This is a genomic window from Streptomyces sp. NPDC030143 (genome assembly GCF_055573695.1).
On the sequence record NZ_JBVIAY010000010.1, the window covers coordinates 224,667 to 242,989 of the forward strand.

Annotated in this window: 18 protein-coding genes; 13 read left to right on the plus strand and 5 right to left on the minus strand. The window is 73.4% G+C overall.

The window, feature by feature from the left end:
• Window positions 1-16: 16 nt before the first annotated feature.
• The 3 genes from ACZ4YY_RS19740 to ACZ4YY_RS19750 all read right to left on the minus strand — a co-directional run bounded on the left by ACZ4YY_RS19740 (window position 17) and on the right by ACZ4YY_RS19750 (window position 1,677).
• Window positions 17-499 (minus strand): succinate dehydrogenase hydrophobic membrane anchor subunit, encoded by a 483-nt coding sequence (locus tag ACZ4YY_RS19740; RefSeq protein WP_468291431.1) that lies wholly within the window; start codon window positions 497-499, stop codon window positions 17-19.
• Window positions 500-504: 5 nt separating this feature from the next.
• Window positions 505-885 carry a succinate dehydrogenase, cytochrome b556 subunit gene (gene sdhC, locus ACZ4YY_RS19745; protein ID WP_468291434.1) on the minus strand — a complete coding sequence of 127 codons (381 nt, stop codon included), beginning with the start codon at window positions 883-885 and terminating at the stop codon, window positions 505-507.
• 189 nt (window positions 886-1,074) lie between these two features.
• A complete protein-coding gene (locus ACZ4YY_RS19750) occupies window positions 1,075-1,677 on the minus strand; it encodes a 2-oxo-4-hydroxy-4-carboxy-5-ureidoimidazoline decarboxylase (RefSeq protein ID WP_468291437.1) in 603 nt (200 codons plus the stop codon).
• A 223-nt stretch (window positions 1,678-1,900) separates the two neighbouring features.
• Here ACZ4YY_RS19750 and ACZ4YY_RS19755 point away from each other — a divergent pair, with 223 nt between their 5' ends.
• Both ACZ4YY_RS19755 and ACZ4YY_RS19760 read left to right on the plus strand, forming a co-directional pair.
• Window positions 1,901-3,526, plus strand: a complete 1,626-nt coding sequence (locus ACZ4YY_RS19755) for a beta-N-acetylhexosaminidase (protein WP_468291579.1) — start codon at window positions 1,901-1,903, stop codon at window positions 3,524-3,526.
• A 122-nt stretch (window positions 3,527-3,648) separates the two neighbouring features.
• A complete protein-coding gene (locus ACZ4YY_RS19760) occupies window positions 3,649-4,203 on the plus strand; it encodes a hypothetical protein (protein WP_468291440.1) in 555 nt (184 codons plus the stop codon).
• Window positions 4,204-4,521: 318 nt separating this feature from the next.
• Here the strand turns inward: ACZ4YY_RS19760 and ACZ4YY_RS19765 are convergent, their stop codons facing one another.
• Window positions 4,522-5,013 carry a DUF1877 family protein gene (locus ACZ4YY_RS19765; RefSeq protein ID WP_468291443.1) on the minus strand — a complete coding sequence of 164 codons (492 nt, stop codon included), beginning with the start codon at window positions 5,011-5,013 and terminating at the stop codon, window positions 4,522-4,524.
• 137 nt (window positions 5,014-5,150) lie between these two features.
• Between ACZ4YY_RS19765 and ACZ4YY_RS19770 the strand changes: the two genes are divergently transcribed.
• From ACZ4YY_RS19770 to ACZ4YY_RS19820, 11 genes are all read left to right on the plus strand, one after another.
• Window positions 5,151-5,564: a DUF6278 family protein gene (locus ACZ4YY_RS19770; protein ID WP_468291446.1), complete on the plus strand. Its 414-nt coding sequence runs from the start codon at window positions 5,151-5,153 to the stop codon at window positions 5,562-5,564.
• A gap of 218 nt (window positions 5,565-5,782) precedes the next feature.
• Window positions 5,783-6,175: a hypothetical protein gene (locus ACZ4YY_RS19775; protein WP_468291448.1), complete on the plus strand. Its 393-nt coding sequence runs from the start codon at window positions 5,783-5,785 to the stop codon at window positions 6,173-6,175.
• Window positions 6,176-6,413: 238 nt separating this feature from the next.
• On the plus strand, window positions 6,414-7,046 hold the full coding sequence (locus ACZ4YY_RS19780; protein ID WP_468291451.1) for an RNA polymerase sigma factor: 633 nt from the start codon (window positions 6,414-6,416) through the stop codon (window positions 7,044-7,046).
• Between the two features lie 97 nt (window positions 7,047-7,143).
• Window positions 7,144-8,004: a hypothetical protein gene (locus tag ACZ4YY_RS19785; RefSeq protein ID WP_468291454.1), complete on the plus strand. Its 861-nt coding sequence runs from the start codon at window positions 7,144-7,146 to the stop codon at window positions 8,002-8,004.
• A 351-nt stretch (window positions 8,005-8,355) separates the two neighbouring features.
• The gene (locus tag ACZ4YY_RS19790) at window positions 8,356-9,015 is read left to right on the plus strand and encodes an RNA polymerase sigma factor (RefSeq protein ID WP_468291457.1); all 660 of its coding nucleotides are present in this window, start codon (window positions 8,356-8,358) and stop codon (window positions 9,013-9,015) included.
• Window positions 9,015-10,412 (plus strand): hypothetical protein, encoded by a 1,398-nt coding sequence (locus tag ACZ4YY_RS19795; protein ID WP_468291460.1) that lies wholly within the window; start codon window positions 9,015-9,017, stop codon window positions 10,410-10,412. The genes ACZ4YY_RS19790 and ACZ4YY_RS19795 overlap by 1 nt, the downstream gene beginning before the upstream one ends.
• Before the next feature lie 439 nt (window positions 10,413-10,851).
• Entirely contained in the window at window positions 10,852-12,432 is a 1,581-nt protein-coding gene (locus ACZ4YY_RS19800; protein ID WP_468291463.1) for an acyl-CoA mutase large subunit family protein, read from the plus strand.
• Window positions 12,433-12,450: 18 nt separating this feature from the next.
• Window positions 12,451-13,101, plus strand: a complete 651-nt coding sequence (gene leuE, locus ACZ4YY_RS19805; RefSeq protein WP_468291464.1) for a leucine efflux protein LeuE — start codon at window positions 12,451-12,453, stop codon at window positions 13,099-13,101.
• A 275-nt stretch (window positions 13,102-13,376) separates the two neighbouring features.
• Window positions 13,377-14,372, plus strand: coding sequence for a glycosyltransferase family 2 protein (locus tag ACZ4YY_RS19810; RefSeq protein WP_468291467.1), 996 nt, complete (start codon window positions 13,377-13,379; stop codon window positions 14,370-14,372).
• On the plus strand, window positions 14,362-14,952 hold the full coding sequence (locus tag ACZ4YY_RS19815; protein WP_468291470.1) for a GtrA family protein: 591 nt from the start codon (window positions 14,362-14,364) through the stop codon (window positions 14,950-14,952). The genes ACZ4YY_RS19810 and ACZ4YY_RS19815 overlap by 11 nt, the downstream gene beginning before the upstream one ends.
• On the plus strand, window positions 14,949-16,217 hold the full coding sequence (locus tag ACZ4YY_RS19820; protein ID WP_468291473.1) for an NAD(P)/FAD-dependent oxidoreductase: 1,269 nt from the start codon (window positions 14,949-14,951) through the stop codon (window positions 16,215-16,217). Before ACZ4YY_RS19815 ends, ACZ4YY_RS19820 begins: the two co-directional genes overlap by 4 nt.
• 184 nt (window positions 16,218-16,401) lie before the next feature.
• Here ACZ4YY_RS19820 and ACZ4YY_RS19825 read toward each other — a convergent pair whose 3' ends face one another.
• On the minus strand, window positions 16,402-18,135 hold the full coding sequence (locus tag ACZ4YY_RS19825; protein ID WP_468291476.1) for a hypothetical protein: 1,734 nt from the start codon (window positions 18,133-18,135) through the stop codon (window positions 16,402-16,404).
• Between the last annotated feature and the right edge of the window lie 188 nt (window positions 18,136-18,323).

The window sequence follows — 18,323 nt, forward strand, 5'->3', positions numbered from 1 at the left end:
TCTCGCAGCCCCGTGCCTAGCGGATGTTCGGGTCGAAGGTGAAGATCACCAGCGTGCCCAGCAGGATGGTGAACACCGTGGCGGTGTAGAGCAGGCCCTTGAGCCACAGCCGGGTGTTCGCGCGCTCCGCGTAGTCGTTGATGACCGTGCGCAGGCCGTTGGCGCCGTGCAGCATCGCGAGCCACAGCATCAACAGGTCCCAGACCTGCCAGAAGGGCGAGGCCCAGCGGCCGGCCACGAAGGCGAAGCCGATCTTGGAGACGCCGCCGTCCAGGACGAGCTGGATCAGCAGGTGACCGATGACCAGGACGACCAGCACGATGCCGGACAGGCGCATGAACAGCCAGGCGGCCATCTCGAAGTTGCCCCGGGTGGACTTCGGGGTCTTCCGGGTGCGCTTGCGGGGGGCCTCGATCACGGGCGCCGGGTTGTCGACGTTGTAGACGGAACCGCCCTCGACGGGGCCGATCCCGGACGCGGTGGTTTCAGTGGTGGCCATCAGTCTCAGCTCCCGAGGACTTCACGAGCGGCGTGGCCGAGGACGGGGTAGATCGCCCCGATCATGAGCGCCAGCCACAGGATCATGACGCCCCAGAACATCTGCTTCTGGTAGCGCGGGCCCTGCGACCAGAAGTCGACGGCGATGACGCGCAGGCCGTTGAGCGCGTGGAAGAGGATGGCGGCGACGAGGCCGTACTCCAGCACGGCGACGATCGGGGTCTTGTACGTGGCTACGACCTTGTCGTAGTCCTCGGGGGAGACCCGCACGAGTGCGGTGTCCAGCACGTGGACGAACAGGAAGAAGAAGATGAGGACGCCGGTGACTCGGTGAGCCACCCAGGACCACATTCCTTCCCGGCCGCGGTACAGCGTTCCAGCCGGCACGGAAGAACCCTCCGGGAGCGGGGATTGGGGCCTGCCGGCTTCGGTGTCGGACGGGCCCGGCCGGGTACGGTCCACCGGCCCCCAGCATCGTAGCGACGCGCTGGCGCTCGGCTCAGCGGGGGTGTCCCGGTGTGATCAAAGTGGCACGCGGATGGGTGAGCGTCGGGGACACTCGAGAAGAATGTCCGGTTATCGTCCGTCGATGGGCGCGTCGTGGCTGGTCGCGCCCTTCCCCACGCCCCTCAGTACCTCGGGCAGGCGCCCCCTCGCCAGGCGTCGCAGTTCCTCCGCCACGACCTCGCGCTCCTTCTCCGGATCGTTCGTCAATCGTGACCGGACGGCTTCCAGGAGGTGGTCGAGGGTTTCCTCGGGCGGCGTGTCGCCGAGATAGAGAACGAACACGTGTCCGAATCTGGCCTCGTAGGCGGCATGCGCCGCGTCCAGGGCCATGTGCGCGGCCCCGTAGGCGTCCTCCGGGAGCGTCGGCAGCGACTCGCCCGCCAGGGCCTCGGCCAGGTCGGCGGCCGTCAGGTCGTAGGCCGCCTCGTCGGACGCCGCGAGCAGGGCCTCCAGTGTGGGATACGGGCGGTGGTCGGCGATGCGGCGGGCCCAACGGGGACTGCGCAGACAGGCGAGGAGCGCGCTGTGGACCGCGTCGGCGGGCGCGCCGTTGAACGCCTCCAGGTCTTGAGGGCGAGCGGGGGCCCGGGTCTGCTCGGGGAGCGCCGGTATGGCGAGGCGGCCGGGAAGGTGGGAGAGACGGTGCGCAGGCAGCGTGAATCCTCGCGTCACGATGTGGTGTGGCAGGGGATGCAGTGAAAGGTGTGACTTCACGTTATCGAGAGTGGTCATGACGTGTCCGACGGATGCCTGAATTTCACTCGAAGGAGAGAGTTTCGAAAGGAGGGCTGGACCCCTTCCGCGCGCTTCGGCCGCGCTACGGTCGTAGGTTGGCGGGGTGAGCAGGCACAGGCACCGGCGCCGGGCGCCGGAGAAGACCCCGCAGCAGAAGGTGGTGCGGCGGGCCCTGCTGGCCGGTGGGCTCGTCGTCGTCCTCGGCGCCGGCGTGGGGGTGTGGTCCTCGGGGGACGGCGGTTCCGGAGCGCCGGCCGGGTCGGCGGCGGGCACGGCCCCCGGCGGGGTCGCCCCGACGGACGGCGACCCGTCCGCGTCGGCCGGCGGTCCCTCGCCCAGCCCCACGCCCAGCCGGTCGTACGCGCTCTCGCAGGCCCCGCGGACCATACCCGCCGTGCGCGCCCACACCCCGGCGCGCGGCCCGGGCTGGCGGCCGGCCTCCGGCGAGCGGGTGGTCGTGAGTGACGCCGACCTCGCCGACGAGGGGCGGCTCGTAGCCGGTGAGCTGGGGCTGACGTACGCGGGCGAGCGGGACGACGTGCGCGCCGGGGACCTGCGGCTGGCGCTCAACGACGACGAGGGAGCGAACCCGGAGTCGTACACCATGACCGTGCGCGGGGGACGGGTGACGGTCAGCGGTCCCTCGGACGCCGGGGTGTTCTACGGGACCCGCACCCTCAAACAGGAGGTCCACGGCGGCGGAACGGCACCGGAAGGCGTCGTCCGCGACGAGCCGGCCAAGCCGCAGCGCGGGTTCATGCTGGACATCGCGCGCAAGCACTTCACGGCCGACTGGATACAGGACCGGATCCGCGAGCTCGGGGACCTGAAGTTCAACGAGATCGGCCTGCACTTCTCCGACGACCAGGCCTTCCGGATCGAGTCCGACACCCACCCGGAGATCGTCTCGCCGCAGCACCTCACCAAGGCCCAGGTGCGGAGCATCGTCGCGCTGGCGGCGAGCCGGCACATCACCGTCGTCCCCGAGATCGACTCGCCCGGGCACCTCGGGGCCGTCCTCGCCGCCCACCCCGAACTCCAGCTGCGCAACGTGCGCGGCGCGGCGACACGCGGGGCGATCGACATCTCCAAGGACGCCTCCGCCGCCCTTCTCGACGACCTGCTCGACGAGTACGCGGGGCTCTTCCCCGGCGGCCGGTGGCACCTCGGCGGCGACGAGTACCAGGCCCTGACCGTGTCCGACCCGGCCGCCTCCTACCCGCAGCTCGCCACCGCCGCCCGCGAGGCGTACGGCTCCGGCGCGGGCGTCGCCGACCTCGCCACCGGCTGGATCAACGACCGTGCCGACACGATCCGCGCCCACGGCCGCACGATGCGCGCCTGGAACGACGGCTTCTTCCGGGGGACGTCGGTGCAGCCCGCCGACGACCTGGTGGTCGCCTACTGGACCGGCAAGGAGATCGGGGCCCGGCAGCCCGTCGAGTACCTGAGCGCGGGCCGCAAGGTCCTGAACTACAACGACGAGTACCTGTACTACGTCCTCGGCGAGCCGCAGACCTTCGTCTACCCCACCGGCCGGCGGATCTACGAGCAGTGGACGCCGAGGGTGCTGCGCGGCACGACACCGGTGCCCGCCCTCTACGACGGCCAGATCCTCGGCGGGACCTTCGCCGTCTGGTGCGACCTCGCGAACTCCCAGACGCAGGCGCAGGTCGCGGCCGGCGTCCGGATGCCGCTGCGGGCGACCGCGCAGAAGCTGTGGGACCCGGGCACGCCCGAGCTGTCCTGGGCGCAGTTCACGGCGCTCGCCGACCGGCTGGGGTGACCCCTTCGCGGGCGTGGCCGAAAAGCGCCGCTTCCGGCACCCTGTGACACTCCTCGGCTGTCGCGCGCAGTAAGGGGAAGTGCGGGCTCCGTAAGGATGGCGCCCCGGACAGGGAGGCGTGAATGAGCCTGGTGGACCTCATCGCCCGGGCCGACGAACGCGGACTGACCGCGAGCGGCCTGGCTTGTTTGGATCGGTGCGTGCCCCTCCTCGGAGGCGACGACGAGATCCTGCGCCCGCTGTGGGCGAACCTCGCGGACGTCTCCGACACGGCTGCCTGGGGCGAACTGCTGGAGCAGGTGCGCGGCAAGCTGGACTCCGCCGACGGCGGCGAGGACGAGGCCGTCGTGCTGGCCCGCCGGATGCTGCGGGCGGCACCCGTCGAGCGGGCCGCCCCCGAGGCCAGGGTGTGGGCCGACGCCTGCTCGGTCGCCTCGCTCCAGATCCACCGCCTCCTCGACCCCGCCGCCGACCCGGCGCCGCTCGACTCGCGCCGCGCCGGCCGTACCGAGGGCATGCCGCCGCTCGTCGCCGCCGAGCTGCGCCGCCAGGTCACCGTCCTGGAACTCCTCGCCGGACACGGCGCGGGCGGACTGCGGCGCGCCCTGGACGTGTCGACGGAGGGGCGTCGGGTGCTGCGGGCCGTGGTGTCGCGGCGGGCCCGGGGCCGCGCGTGACCCGTGCCCGACGGCGATCCCGTCGGCTGCGACGGAGCGCGCCCCGTTCGGCCGCGGGCACTCCGCGCGGCGAGCCCGGTGCTGCGCCCCGCCCCGGCGCCCGCGGTGCGACGGAGCGCGCCCCGTGCGGCCGCAGGCACTCCGCGCGGCGAGCCCGGTGCTGCGCCCCGCCCCGGCGCCCGCGGGGGACCGCCGCGGCGTAGAGCTCCGAACGAAAGGGGAGCCCGGCTCGCCTTTCGTTCGGAGCTCTCGGGGGTCCTTGCGCGATGAGCGCCTGATCAGGCCGCGCGACCCGGGCGGGCATGGTGCGAGGACCCCTCAGGCGAGCAGCCACTTCACCACCGCGTCCCCGTGCCGCGCGGTCGTCGTGTAGAAGGCCGTCAGGTCGTGGTGCGCGGAGGCGAACGCGGCGCGGGTGCGGGGTTCCTCGGCCGGGCCGCCGTGCCGGTCGAGCAGCGCGGCGCGCGCCGGGCGCCACAGCTCCTCGAAGTCGGCCGCCGCCAGGAACGCCGCGACCCGGGTCGTCTGGGCCGCCGTGAGCACCAGGAACGGCGGCTGCTTCGGCCCGGCGGACACCGGCCGGCCGCCGAGCACCACCGGGGCCCCCGGATCCGCGTCGAGGTGCAGCGGGGGTGCGTCGGCGTACAGGAGCTGGTGGTCGCGGTAGTGGCCGTCCAGGACCTCCTGCCGGTGCCGGTCGATCCGGTGCCGGACGGCGGCCCGGTCGTCGTCGAAGAGTCTTCTCAGCCAGGTCGTGCTGTTGCGCAGTGCCGGAGGCGGTACGGCGCGGAGGTGGAAGGACGCGCTCATCACTGAAGGAGCGCAACGGATGCCGGAAGCATCACTCCTGTGTCGGCCCTGTGCCCCGTTGGGGTGGTCGTGCACCCATCCTGCGGACACCCCCGATCGGGCGTGACGGATCTTGGACGCGGGCCGCTTTCCCGTATGTGACCAGGGCGACGACAACGACACAGCAGAGTCAGCAGGGCCGGCCCCAGGCCGCCGCGAAGCCGGTGCGATGGGCGGCGGACGCCGTGGCCGTGCTGCGCGAGGGCGCGCGGCTGCACCTCGACCACTCGGCGCAGAGCCTGTGGCGGGTCGACCGGCTCATCGACGACCTGCGGCGCGAGGACACGCCGTACGCGGCCGTGGAGAACGTGCTGCGCGGGCTCGGGGCGTACGCGGGTGAGGTGATCGTGCGGCAGACCGGCGGCGAGTGGTGGGCGACGGGCGGCGACCACTGGGTGCGCACCCCGGACGGCCGCCTGTGGGACCCCGTGGACGAGGCCCGCCGCTGTTTCGCGGGCCACGGCTCCCTGCGGCTGCTGTGCGTGGACGCGACCGGTGCACGACGCCGGTGAGACAGGGGCGCCGGCGAGCGACGCGGGCGCCGGCCGTGTGACGAGCGACGCGGTGAGAGGCCGGCGCCCGCCGTGTGACGAGCGACACCCCGCCCACCCGTGATGCCCGGCGGCCCCGATCCGCTGGGACAGCGGGGGCCGCACCGGGCTCCCCGGGAGCGGGACGAGGGGCGGGGACTGTGGGCGGGACGGACGCGTACACACCGGACGCGCGAGGCATGCGCGGATGCGCCTCGGCCTTCGTCGCACGGGCCACCGCCCGGCACCGGCTGCCCCTCGACTACTCCGTGGCCAGCCTGCGTGTCGTCGACGTCCTCGTCGACGGCGTCCGCAAGGGCGGCGCCGACCGCGAGCGCGCCCACGACACGCTGGTCGGGCTCGGCGCGTACGCCGGTGAGGTGCTCGTCCGCCGGGCGGGCGCGGTGTGGGTCGACCTCGACGCCGACCAACGGGGGTGGTTCGGCCAGCCGGTCGGGGTGCGCATGCCGGACGGCCGCGTCTGGAACCCCCTCGGCAAGGTCGTCAACCGCTTCGAGGCGGGCGGGCCCGAGGAGTCGCTGCACACCCTGTACCTGACCCTGCACGGGCGGATCCGACGGGTGGCGGCCTGACCGCGACGGGGGTTCCCCGCGACCCGCGGGGCCGGTCCTTCCGGACCCCGCTGGGCCGGTGCATCCCGGACCCGTGATGCGGGCTTCCGGAACCCGACGGGCCGGGTCGGCTGCCGCCGTGCTGTGACACTTCCGAGGAGCCCGGCGCTGAATGACCGTGGGGGCGTGGTGGCGGCCGGGCCGACTTCCCGGCGGTGGGCCACGCACCCGTCACGACTCCGTACGAACGAGGACAGTCTTGGGCCAGGGAGGGGAACCCCGGCGTGTGCACGCCCGCGACGGGGAACTGGGCGCGGCCGTGGCACGGGCCCAGGAGGGTGACGAGGACGCGTTCGCCGTGGCGTACCGGATCGTGCAACCGGGGCTGCTCGGCTATCTGCGCGGCCTGGTCGGGGACGACGCCGAGGACGTCGCCTCCGACGCCTGGCTGGAGATCGCCCGCGACCTGGGGCGGTTCAAGGGCGACGGCGCCGGCTTCCGCGGCTGGACCGCGACCATCGCCCGGCACCGCGCCCTGGACCACCTGCGCCGGTTGCGGGTGCGGCCCCGCTCGGCGGTGCTGGAGCAGGACGTGCTGGAACTGCCCGGTCCGCACAGCACCCACGACCAGGTCCAGGAGTCCCTCGCCACCGAACGGGCCCTGGAGCTGATCCGGGGGCTGCCGCGCGACCAGGCCGAGGCGGTGCTGCTGCGGGTGGTCGTCGGCCTGGACGGGCCCGCCGCGGCGCGGGTCCTCGGCAAACGGCCGGGCGCCGTGCGCACGGCCGCCCACCGCGGCCTCAAACGCCTCGCCCGCCAGCTGGGCGGCACGGGCGCGGACGGCGGGGGTGTGACGGATGACGGCCCCCGGACGCTGGGGGAGTCGATATGAACGGCACCGGCCGTGATCCGTATGGATCAACGACGGTCGCGGACCCGGACCCGGGGCCGCGTCGTGGTCGGCCGGACGGGACAGAGACGGAACGGACATGGGTGAACGGATGAGCGGCGGCGGTGACCCCGGCCGTCGGCGTGGACACCCCGACGGCTCCCGTCCCGGAACGCACGGCCTCGGCGACGACACCGACGCCGCACTGGAGGCGTTGCTCGCGCACGCCCTGCGCAGCGCTGCCCCCGGCGCCGCCGACGAGGGCGAGCGCCGGGCCGTCGCCGCCTTCCGGGCCGCGCGGGACGCCGGTACGCACCGGGCGGCCCGCACCCGGCGCCGGGACGACTGGCGCCCGCGGGCGCGGCGCCACACGGCGCGTTCCCTCAAGGCCACGCTGTCGGTTCTCGCCGCGAGCCTGACCCTGGGCGGCGTCGCCGTCGCGGCGATCGGCTCGGCCGGGTCCTCCGCGGACGACGCCGGGGGCGGGGGAGCGCGCGCCGAGCGGTCGGCGAGCGCCCCGCAGGAGCGGGCACCCTCCGCCACGCCGTCCCCCCGCGCCTCCGCGGACGCGGACCGCCCGGTGACCGCCCAGGACACCGAGGCGCAGTGCCGCGCCTACGAGCAGGTCGAGGGCCGCGGCAGGGCGCTGGACGCCACGGCCTGGCAGCGGCTGGTGGCCTCCGCGGGCGGCGAGGAGAAGGTGGCCGGCTACTGCGCGGCGCGGACGGCGCCGGCGACCCCGGGCGAGGGGGACAACCGCGCGAACGACGCGAACGGCCAAAGCGACGCGAACGGCCAGAGCGGCGGGAACGGCCAGGGCGACGCGAACGGCCCGGGCGACGAGAACGGTCGGAGCGGCACCGGTCAGAGCGCGAACACCGGCGGTGGCGGGGACGGCGCGAGCGGTCAGCCGCAGGCCGAGAAGACCACGAAGCCCAGGGACAGGGCGAGGAACCCGTAACCGCCGCGGCGGTCGCCGCCGCCGTGTCCGGTCGCTCCGTCCGCCGCGGCTCCGCCACGACGTCCGGCGGCCGAGGCGACGGCCGGGGCCGCCACCCCCCACAGGAGAGGCCCCGGCCGTCGCACGGCACGGGCCGCGCGGCGGCCCGTACCTCCTACAGCGCCATGGGTGCGGTTTCTGTCACACCCCGGGCCCCGTCACCCGCGTCACGAGTCGGTTGCGTCTTGTACGGACATGGACGACCGGCGGTTTCAGGTCGTAACGTGCCTTTCGCGCCGGACGGCGGAGCGGCAGGGGCACCGCGACCACTGCGGTCGAGGACACCGCAACCATCAACCGAGGAACCACGACGTGGGGGACGACGCGGAGCTGACAGCCGCGGTGCTTGCGGCACAGGACGGAGACGAGACCGCTTTCCGGGCTGTGTACCGCGCGGTGCACCCGCGGCTGCTCGGGTACGTCCGGACGCTCGTCGGCGACCTCGACGCCGAGGACGTCACCTCCGAGGCCTGGCTCCAGATCGCCCGGGACCTGGAGCGGTTCAGCGGGGACGCCGACCGCTTCCGCGGCTGGGCCGCCCGCATCGCCCGCAACCGCGCGCTGGACCACATCCGCATGCGTGGGCGACGGCCCGCGACGGTCGGCGACGAGACCGAGCTGACCGGCCGGGCCGCCGAGTCGGACACCGCCGGCGAGGCCATCGAGGCGCTCGCCACCGGCCGCACCCTCGACCTCATCGCCCGGCTGCCGCAGGACCAGGCCGAGGCGGTCGTGCTGCGGGTCGTGGTGGGCCTGGACGCCAAGACGGCCGCCGAGACGCTCGGCAAACGTCCCGGCGCCGTGCGCACGGCGGCCCACCGAGGACTGAAGAGGCTCGCCGAGCTGCTCGGCGACGATCCGGACACGGCCGGCGTGCTCGACGCGCTGCCGCCCCAGCGAGGCCCGCGCTCGCGCGCGGTGACGTCCGCCGCTGTGACGCATGCGTGGGCGCGGACGCAGAGGGACATGTGATGGCCGACGATCGCTGTGTCTTCCCGGAGGACGCGGAACCCTCCTCGGGCGGCGGCCCCCGCCGGTGGCTGCATCGCGAGACGGCGGAACGGCTGCTGAACGGCGAGTCCCCGGACAACGCTGTCGCCCCCGCCCACCGCGACCAGGCCGAACGCCTGGCCCGCACCCTGGCCACCCTGGCCGCGCTCTCCGACCGGCCCCTCCCGCCCGACGAGGAACTCCCCGGCGAGGCGGCGGCCCTGGCGGCGTTCCGCAAGATCCGCGCGGAGCGGGCGGGGGAGCCGACGCAGGAGCCGGTGAAGCAGTCGGCGCGGGAGCTGGCGCGGCAATCGGCGCGGGAGTCGGTGAAGCAGTCGGCGCAGGAGTCGGCGCGGCAGTCGGCGCGGGAGTCGGTGAAGCAGTCGGCGCGGGAGTCGGCGCGGCAGTCGGCGCAGGAGCCGGTGAAGCAGTCGGCGCGGGAGTCGGTGCGGCAAGGGGTGCGGGAGCCGGTCGGTGCCGTCCGGGATCCGGTCGCCGCCCAGGAGTCCTCCGCCCCGCACGAGTCTCCTGCCCCACCGGCCGGTGACGCCGGGCTCGTCCGCATCGGTGGTGGCGGCACCCCGCGCCGCCTTGCCCGCCGGAACCGGTCCGCCCGGCTGGCGCTGGCCGCCGCGTTGGCCGTCGGCACGGTCGGCGGGGTGGCGGCCGCCGGGGTCGGTGTGCTGCCGACGCCGTTCGACGACGCCCGGCCCGAACCGGCCGCCTCCGTCTCCGCCGTCGCCACGCCCGGCCCGGACCGCCCGCGCATGCCGTCCTCGCCGCAGGTCACCCCGGGCCCCGGCCGGGGGTCGGCGACCCCGGACGCCGGCGCCGCGGGCGGTGCGCCCGATTCTGAACCGGGCCGGTCCTCGCAAGGGGCCGCCGCCGGCCCGGACCGCGGCGGCTCCTGGCCGCCCGGCGTGGCCTCGGCCTGCCGCGACGTGCGCGACGGAGGGACGCTGGACGGCCCGCGCCGCCGCACCCTGGAGGGCGCCGCGGGCGGCCGATCGCGCGTCCCGGCCTACTGCGCGGGTGTCCTCGAGACGCCCGCCGGCCGGGGCTCCCCCGACGACGGCCGGAAGGACGACGACCGCCGCGACCGCCCGCGTGCCGGCGACGGCCGCCACCACGGCGCGAAGCCCGGCGCCGGCACGACGGACGACGACGGCGACGGCAGCGGCGGCGACCGCGGCACCGGCAGGGCCGGCGACGGTGGCACCGGCAGGGCCGGCGACGGTGGCACCGGCAGGGCCGGCGACGGTGGCACCGGCAGGGCCGGCGACGGTGGCGGGGCCGGCGACGGCGGCAAGGAGAAGGACGGCCGGGGGAGCGGGAAGGGCGACAGGGGCGGCGAGGGCGGCAAGGGGTCCCACGGCTGAGCGGACCGTCCGCGAAGGACGTCCGGCACCCGCCTGCGACCTGCGCTTTTACAAGTCGTCGAAAAAATCTCGGCGCCGGGTGTGACGTTTTCGGCGGCCCCGCCGCAGTACCTAGTGAGCCGACTGGTCATCGGCCCTCGCACTGAGCCGGGGTTCCCCCCGTACCTACGGCTCGTGCACCTGGCGCGGGCGGGACACGTTCCCCCGGTCCCGTCCGCGCCCCATACCCCCTCTCCACGGCAGCGCCCTCCCGCGGGTGACGACGCGCGCACGGCCGGGCAGTCTTGTGACGGGCACCGCAATCACTCTGTGAGGAAGGTCCCAGCGTGCTCCCCTCCACCGGGTGCACGCCCACCGCTACAGTCCGTCGAAGGGTCGGACTGTACTGGCGGGTAACTGGCGAGTAACCCGAGAACTGCTCAGCGGGAGGCATCACACCATGGCGCGCGAGTCGGAGTCCGGACTGCCCATCGAACCGGTCTACGGGCCGCAGGACCAGCAGGGCTGGGACCCGGCCGAGAAGCTGGGCGAGCCCGGCCGGTACCCCTTCACCCGCGGTGTCTACCCGACCATGTACACCGGCCGCCCCTGGACCATGCGCCAGTACGCCGGTTTCGGCACGGCGGTGGAGTCCAACGCCCGCTACAAGCAGCTGATCGCCAACGGCACGATGGGCCTCTCGGTCGCCTTCGACCTGCCCACCCAGATGGGCCACGACTCCGACGCCCCCATCGCGCACGGCGAGGTCGGCAAGGTCGGCGTGGCGATCGACTCGATCGACGACATGCGGGTGCTGTTCGGCGGGATCCCGCTGGACAAGGTGTCGACGTCGATGACGATCAACGCACCGGCGGCCCTGCTGCTGCTTCTGTACCAACTGGTCGCCGAGGAGCAGGGCGTCCCGGCCGACAAGCTGACGGGCACCATCCAGAACGACGTGCTGAAGGAGTACATCGCCCGCGGCACGTACATCTTCCCGCCGAAGCCCTCCCTGCGGCTGATCGCCGACATCTTCAAGTACTGCAAGGCCGAGATCCCGAAGTGGAACACGATCTCGATCTCCGGCTACCACATGGCGGAGGCCGGCGCCTCGCCCGCGCAGGAGATCGCGTTCACCCTCGCCGACGGCATCGAGTACGTCCGCACGGCGGTCGCGGCCGGCATGGACGTCGACGACTTCGCGCCCCGGCTGTCGTTCTTCTTCGTCGCCCGCACGACCATCCTGGAGGAGGTCGCCAAGTTCCGTGCCGCGCGCCGGATCTGGGCGCGGGTGATGCGGGACGAGTTCGGTGCGAAGAACCCCAAGTCGCTGATGCTGCGCTTCCACACGCAGACGGCGGGCGTGCAGCTGACCGCCCAGCAGCCCGAGGTGAACCTCGTGCGGGTCGCCGTCCAGGGGCTGGCGGCGGTGCTGGGCGGCACCCAGTCCCTGCACACCAACTCCTTCGACGAGGCCATCGCCCTGCCCACGGACAAGTCCGCCCGGCTGGCCCTGCGCACGCAGCAGGTGCTCGCCTACGAGACGGACGTGACCGCGACCGTCGACCCGTTCGCCGGGTCGTACGTCATCGAGAAGATGACCGACGACGTCGAGGCGGCCGCCGTCGAGCTGATGCGGAAGGTCGAGGACCTCGGCGGGGCGGTCACCGCGATCGAGCACGGCTTCCAGAAGAACGAGATCGAGCGCAGCGCCTACCGCATCGCCCAGGAGACCGACTCCGGCGAGCGGGTCGTCGTCGGCGTCAACCGCTACCAGCTCGACGAGGAGGAGCCCTACGAGCCGCTCCGCGTCGACCCGGCCATCGAGGCGCAGCAGGCCGAGCGGCTGGCGAAGCTGCGCGCGGAGCGCGACCAGGAGGCGGTCGACGCGGCGCTGGACGCCCTGCGCAAGGCGGCCGAGGGCGAGGACAACGTCCTGTACCCGATGAAGGACGCCCTGCGCGCCCGTGCGACGGTCGGCGAGGTGTGCAACGCCCTGCGGGACATCTGGGGGACGTACGTGCCCACGGATGCCTTCTGACGTGCGACGATCCTGACCATGTTCGGTGTCACGGATCTGCCCGCCTATCTGGCGGGACTCGTCCTGATCGTCCTGCTGCCCGGCCCCAACTCGCTCTACGTGCTGTCCGTGGCCGCCCGGCGCGGCGTGCGGACCGGGTACACCGCCGCGGCCGGGGTGTGGTGCGGGGACACCGTGCTGATGACGCTCTCGGCGGCCGGTGTCGCCTCGCTGCTCCAGGCCAACGCCGTGCTGTTCGGGATCGTGAAGTACGCCGGCGCCGGATACCTGACCTGGCTGGCGGTCGGGATGATGCGGGCCGCGTGGGGGATGTGGCGGGCGCGGCGCGAGCAGGCGGCGGTCGGTGACGACGCGCCCGCCGCCACCGACGAGCGGCCGTTCCGCCGGGCCCTCGTCATCAGCCTCTTCAACCCCAAGGCGATCCTGTTCTTCGTCGCCTTCTTCGTGCAGTTCGTCGACCCGGGCTACGCCTACCCGGCCGTCTCCTTCGCGGTCCTCGGCGCGTTCGCCCAGGCCGCCAGCTTCCTCTACCTCAGCGCGCTGATCTTCGGCGGCACCCGGCTGGCCGCCGCCTTCCGCCGCCGCAGGCGCCTGTCGGCGGGGGCCACCTCCGCGGCGGGCGCGCTGTTCCTCGGCTTCGCGGTGAAACTGTCCCTGACGAGCTCGTAGTGCAAGGACCCCTCAGGGGTCCTGGCACCCTCCCCCCGCTCAGGGCCGACCGGCGCGGGCGGGCGGCGCACAGACCTTCCAGGACTGCGCACCGCATGTCGGGGGAGGTCCAGAACCGGTGACCGCCGGCGTCGAGGCGAGGCACGCCCGCGCCCGGCGGGCGGCTCCGTCGATTCACCGCATTCCCCCACTCATGGCGCGTTCGAGTTGCGTTCACATCGCCCCCCTACGTTCGCCGAATGCCAGACACATCCAGCCGGGTGCAGGGGTCCCGCATGCCCCTTCAGCGTGGTGGCGCCGCGCTTGTCTCCTACGTACTGCCCGTCTTCAACGAACAGGACGGCATCCGTCACTTCCATGAGGAACTCGTGGCGGCACTGCGCGAACGCCCCGAGTACACCTATGAGTTGGTCTACGTCAACGACGGCTCCGCCGACGGCACGCTGGCGATCCTGGAGGACCTGGCGAAGAACGACCCGCGCGTCCGGGTCGTCGACTTCGCGCGCAACTTCGGTCACCAGATGGCCATCACGGCCGGTGTCGACGAAGCCCGCGGCGACGCCGTCATCGTCATGGACACCGACCTCCAGGATCCGCCGAAGGTCAGCCTCCGGCTGATCGACGCCTGGCGCGACGGCGCGGAGATCGTGCACGCCCGTCGGCGCAGCCGGCAGGACACGCTCTTCAAACGGGCCACCGCACACGCCTACTACCGTCTGCTGCGGTCCTCCACCGACGTGGACATACCGCTGGACACCGGCGACTTCCGGCTCATGGACCGACGCGCCGCCGACGAGCTGCGGCGCTTCCGCGAGCGCAGCCGGTTCGTGCGCGGCATGGTCGCCTCGATGGGCTTCCGCCAGAGCGAGGTGCACTTCGACCGCGACGAGCGGTTCGCCGGCGAGACCAAGTACCCGCTGCGCAAGATGGCGCGCCTCGCCATCGACGGGCTGACCGGCTTCTCCACCGCACCCCTGCGGATGATCACCAAGCTGGGCTTCGCGGTGCTGGCGTTCTCGCTCCTCGGCATCTGCTACGCGCTCGCCATGAAGGTGCTGCGGCCGGACATCACCGTCTCCGGCTGGACGATGCTGATGGTCGTCGTCCTGTTCCTCGGCGGGGTGCAGATGCTCTCGCTCGGCGTCCTGGGCAGTTACATCGGGCGCACGTACAACGAGGTGCAGGGGCGGCCCCTGTACACCGTGCGGCAGGTCATCGCGCACGCGCCGGAGGCCGGCGGTGACGGTCTCGACCTCGGCCATGGCCACTGACAACACGGTGCACGCCGCATCGCGGACGAACGCCCCGGCGGGCACGGGCCCTTCGGCGCGCACCGACTCATCGGCGGACACCGTCGTCCCTTCGGCGGGTGCCGACGTCCCGGCGCGCACCGACTCCTCGGCGGGCGCCGTCGTCCGTTCGGCGGGCGCCCACCTCCCGGCGGGCTCGGGTGCCCAGGCCCCGCAGGGCACCCGCAGCCGGGACCTCCGCCAGCTGATCTCCTACGCGCTGGTCGGCGGCAGCGGCGTCCTCCTCGACCTGGGCGCCTTCCTGCTGCTCTACAACGTCGCCGGGCTGCACGAGCAGGTGGCCAACGTGCTCTCCACCAGCCTCGGCATCACCAACAACTTCGTCCTGAACGCCCTGTTCACCTTCAGCAAGCGCGACCGTCTGCTGCTGCGCTACCTGCGCTTCTACGCCGTCGGCCTGACCGGTATCGCCCTGACGTTCGTCCTGCTGGCGGTGTTCTCGCGGGGGCTCGGCATCGACCCGAACCTCGTGAAGGCCGGCTCGCTGCCCGCGGTGCTGGTCTTCCAGTTCCTGCTCAACAGAAAGTGGAGTTTCGCATGAATCTCGGCGTCATCGGCGCGGGCGCGACCGGCCTCACCGCCGCGTACGACGCGGTCCGGCAGGGCCACGCGGTCACGGTCCTGGAGGCCGCCGACGAACTGGGCGGGCTCGCCGCGTCGATCCCCGTCGGGGGAGTGCCACTGGAGCGCTACTACCACCACATCTTCCGCAGCGACCGGCAGATGATCGAGCTCATCGAGGAGCTGGGCCTCGGCGGCGACCTGCGCTTCCACAAGACCACCACCGGTGTGTTCCGGGGCGGGCGGATGCACCCGTTCAGCACCCCGCTGGAGATGCTGAACTCCCCGCTGTACGGCCTGCTCGCCGGGGTGCGCTTCGGCCTGTCGTCCGCCTGGCTGAAGATCGTGCGCGACGGGGAGAGGTTCTCCGACCGCACCGCCCTGAGCTGGCTCCGCAAGTGGGCCGGGCGGCGCGCCACGGAGGCCGTCTGGGAGCCGCTGCTGCGCGGCAAGTTCGGTGACCGCGCCGACCAGGTGTCCATGGCCTGGCTGTGGGCGCGGGTCCACTGCCGCACCTTCGAACTCGGCTATCTCGACGGCGGGTTCGAGCGGGTGTACGCCACGCTGCGCGACCGGATCGCCGAGCACGGCGGCAAGGTCGAGTTCGGCAGGCGGATGGAGACGATCCGTCAGGACGGCGAGGAGGGGCCGGTCACCGTGCGCACCGCCGACGGCGCCTCGTACACCTTCGACCACCTGATCGTCACCACTCCGCAGCCCGCCTTCGCCAAGGCCGCCGACGTGCCGGCCGACGACGCCGTCTGGCACAACCAGTACCTGGGCGCCACCTGCTTCGTCCTGGAGCTGGACCGCAGCGCCGTCCCGTACTACTGGCTCAACGTCAACGAGCCCGACTTCCCGTTCCTCGCCGTCGTCGAGCACACGCGGATGATCGACCCGGCGCAGTACGGGGGCCGTCACATCCTCTACGTGGGCAACTACGTCGAACGGGACGACTGGCGCTTCACCACCGAGCCGGCCGAGCTGCTGGAGCGGTACCTGCCGTGGTTGCGGCGGCTGAACCCGGAGTTCGACCGTTCCTGGATCCAGGACTGGCACTTCTCGCGGGCGCCCTTCGCCCAGCCCGTGGTCACGCCCCGGTACAAGGCGCTGATCCCCGGCCACCGGACCCATCTCAGCCGGGTGACGCTCGCGACGATGGCGCAGATCTACCCGCAGGACCGGGGGCAGAGCTACTCGGTGGAGCTGGGCCACAAGGCGGCCCGCCTCGCGGGCGCGGTCTGACCCGGACGCTCGGCCGAGCGACGAAGGCCCCGGCGGAACACTCCGCCGGGGCCTTCACCGTCGCGCCCGGCCCGTTCGGGGTGGGTCCGCGCCCGGTACGGTCCGGGTGGGCGCGTGCCGGTCCGTCCGGGTGGGTGCGCGCCCGGCCCGTTCCGGGGTCCCGCGCCGGACCGGACCGACCCGGTCAGTCCGGATGGCGCAGGGTGCACACCACGAGCTGCCGTCCCCGCGGATCGGGGCAGTCGTAGGTGGTGCGGATGTCGGCGGCGATCCGCGGGTCGATCACGCCCAGCGACAGCCAGCTGGGCTGGTAGACGGCGTAGGCGGGCGGGTGCCGCTGCGTGATGCAGCGCACGTTCTCCCGGGTCGACGTCAGCGAGGGGACCTCGGTGAGCTGCCGGGGCACGTTGAAGAAGGTGGGAAAGGGGTAGCGGCAGGGCGTCGGACGGCCGACGTAGTACGCCTGTTGCCCGAAGGAGAGGTACTGCACCTGCGCCCCGGCCGGGAGCACGGCGTCCACCTGCTCGGCGGCGGCCTGCGCCGACCGCGCCTGCACCTTGAGCTCGGCGTTGGTCGTGACGATCCTCCCGAGGACCACCCGGACCCCGGACGTGGGCCACACGGTCGCGGCCAGGCACACCACGAGCGCGAGGACGGGCAGCGCGACCGGAACACGGCGGGCGCCCGCCCGCGGCGCCCGCGCCCGCAGCAGGTCCACCCCGCCGGCGAGGAGCGCCGCGGCCGAGGCGAGCCACGCGAGCACCGCCGTGTCGACGTCCGCGCGGACGAAGGCGAGCAGGGGCGTCAGCGCCCCGTACAGGAGGGCCAGCGCGGTGAGGCACAGCGGGGGCCGGCCGTACCGTCCGTACCAGCGGCCGACCGCCAGACCGGTCAGCGCCGCGGCCGTCATCGGCAGGCTCTCGCCGTGGTAGGCGAACCAGTTGCCCTGGTAGACCACGACGGACAGACCGCCCGCCACGAGGAGCAGGGTGACGAGCACGGCCTCGACGCGCTGCCGACGCGAGGAGAGGGTCGCGGCGAACAGCAGCAGCGCTCCGGGCAGCAGCGCGAGCACCGGCGTGAGCGCGATCCGGTCGCCCAGGTACTCGGCGGTCCGCAGCAGCAGGTCCGTGACGACGATCGGCTCGCTGCCCAGCGCGTGCGCGTTGATGGACGGCATGTCGCGCAGCCACTGCACCTCGCGCGAGCCCGACCAGGCGCTGAGCGCGAACAGCGCACCGGTGGCGGCGGCGGTCGCGGCGGCGAGCAACAGGGCCCGTACCCGGTCCACCGCGAAGACCACCAGGAGTGCCATCGCGGCGGTGCCCGCCGTGGAGTACTTCATCAGCACGGCGAGAGCGAGCGGCAGCGCGGCGAGTGCGGCGGCCCGCGGGCGGTCGCGGACGCCGAGCACGGCGGCGACGGCGACCAGCGCGAAGACGAGCGCGAACCACTCCGGTTGCAGGTAGTCGATGACGGGCGCGAAGGCCAGCGTCAGGGCGGTCAGACCCGCGACGAGCAGCGCGTCCCGCTCGGGCATCCGCTGCCGCAGGGCCCGGTGCAGCAACAGGCCGGCCACCGCGCACAGGGCGACACCGACGAGCCGCATGAGGGCCTCGCGCACCGCGTTCGACCCGCCGGTGACGGAGTCGAGACCGGCGAGCAGCCAGCGGTAGAAGAAGGGCCGGTGCGCGAAGATCTCGGACGGCGACAGCCCGCTCGCCCCCGTCGTCCGCAGCGCGGCGAGCACATAGCGGATGTCGAGGAAGACGCCGGCGGTGAGCGTGGTGTACACCAGCAGCGCCGCGGTGGTGAGGGCGGTGGTCCACCCCGCCGGAGACGTGAGGCGCAGCCGACGGGACGCCGGGCCGGGCGGGCGCTGCGCGGCGGGCGGAGCGGAGGCGGATATGTCGGTCACGCCGGCGAACCTAGCACCGTCATTCCGCGAGAATACGGAGAGGAGGAACGAGGCGGAAACGAGTAACCGGGTCTTCATCCGGAATTCCCCTCGGAAACACTTCGCAGAACCCGGTCCGGATGTCACGCCGAGTTCATCTGTATTTCGGAGACGGGACACGCGGACGCGGATTCTGCTTTCTTAGGATC

What these genes read in the sequence shown, in the direction of transcription:
- ACZ4YY_RS19740 (WP_468291431.1), bottom strand. Translation starts at nt 499, where the DNA reads ATGGCCACCACTGAAACCACCGCGTCCGGGATCGGCCCCGTCGAGGGC.
- ACZ4YY_RS19760 (WP_468291440.1), top strand. Translation starts at nt 3,649, where the DNA reads ATGAGCCTGGTGGACCTCATCGCCCGGGCCGACGAACGCGGACTGACC.
- ACZ4YY_RS19765 (WP_468291443.1), bottom strand. Translation starts at nt 5,013, where the DNA reads ATGAGCGCGTCCTTCCACCTCCGCGCCGTACCGCCTCCGGCACTGCGC.
- ACZ4YY_RS19775 (WP_468291448.1), top strand. Translation starts at nt 5,783, where the DNA reads ATGCGCGGATGCGCCTCGGCCTTCGTCGCACGGGCCACCGCCCGGCAC.
- ACZ4YY_RS19785 (WP_468291454.1), top strand. Translation starts at nt 7,144, where the DNA reads ATGGGTGAACGGATGAGCGGCGGCGGTGACCCCGGCCGTCGGCGTGGA.
- ACZ4YY_RS19795 (WP_468291460.1), top strand. Translation starts at nt 9,015, where the DNA reads ATGGCCGACGATCGCTGTGTCTTCCCGGAGGACGCGGAACCCTCCTCG.
- ACZ4YY_RS19800 (WP_468291463.1), top strand. Translation starts at nt 10,852, where the DNA reads ATGGCGCGCGAGTCGGAGTCCGGACTGCCCATCGAACCGGTCTACGGG.
- leuE (WP_468291464.1), top strand. Translation starts at nt 12,451, where the DNA reads ATGTTCGGTGTCACGGATCTGCCCGCCTATCTGGCGGGACTCGTCCTG.
- ACZ4YY_RS19810 (WP_468291467.1), top strand. Translation starts at nt 13,377, where the DNA reads ATGCCCCTTCAGCGTGGTGGCGCCGCGCTTGTCTCCTACGTACTGCCC.
- ACZ4YY_RS19815 (WP_468291470.1), top strand. Translation starts at nt 14,362, where the DNA reads ATGGCCACTGACAACACGGTGCACGCCGCATCGCGGACGAACGCCCCG.
- ACZ4YY_RS19820 (WP_468291473.1), top strand. Translation starts at nt 14,949, where the DNA reads ATGAATCTCGGCGTCATCGGCGCGGGCGCGACCGGCCTCACCGCCGCG.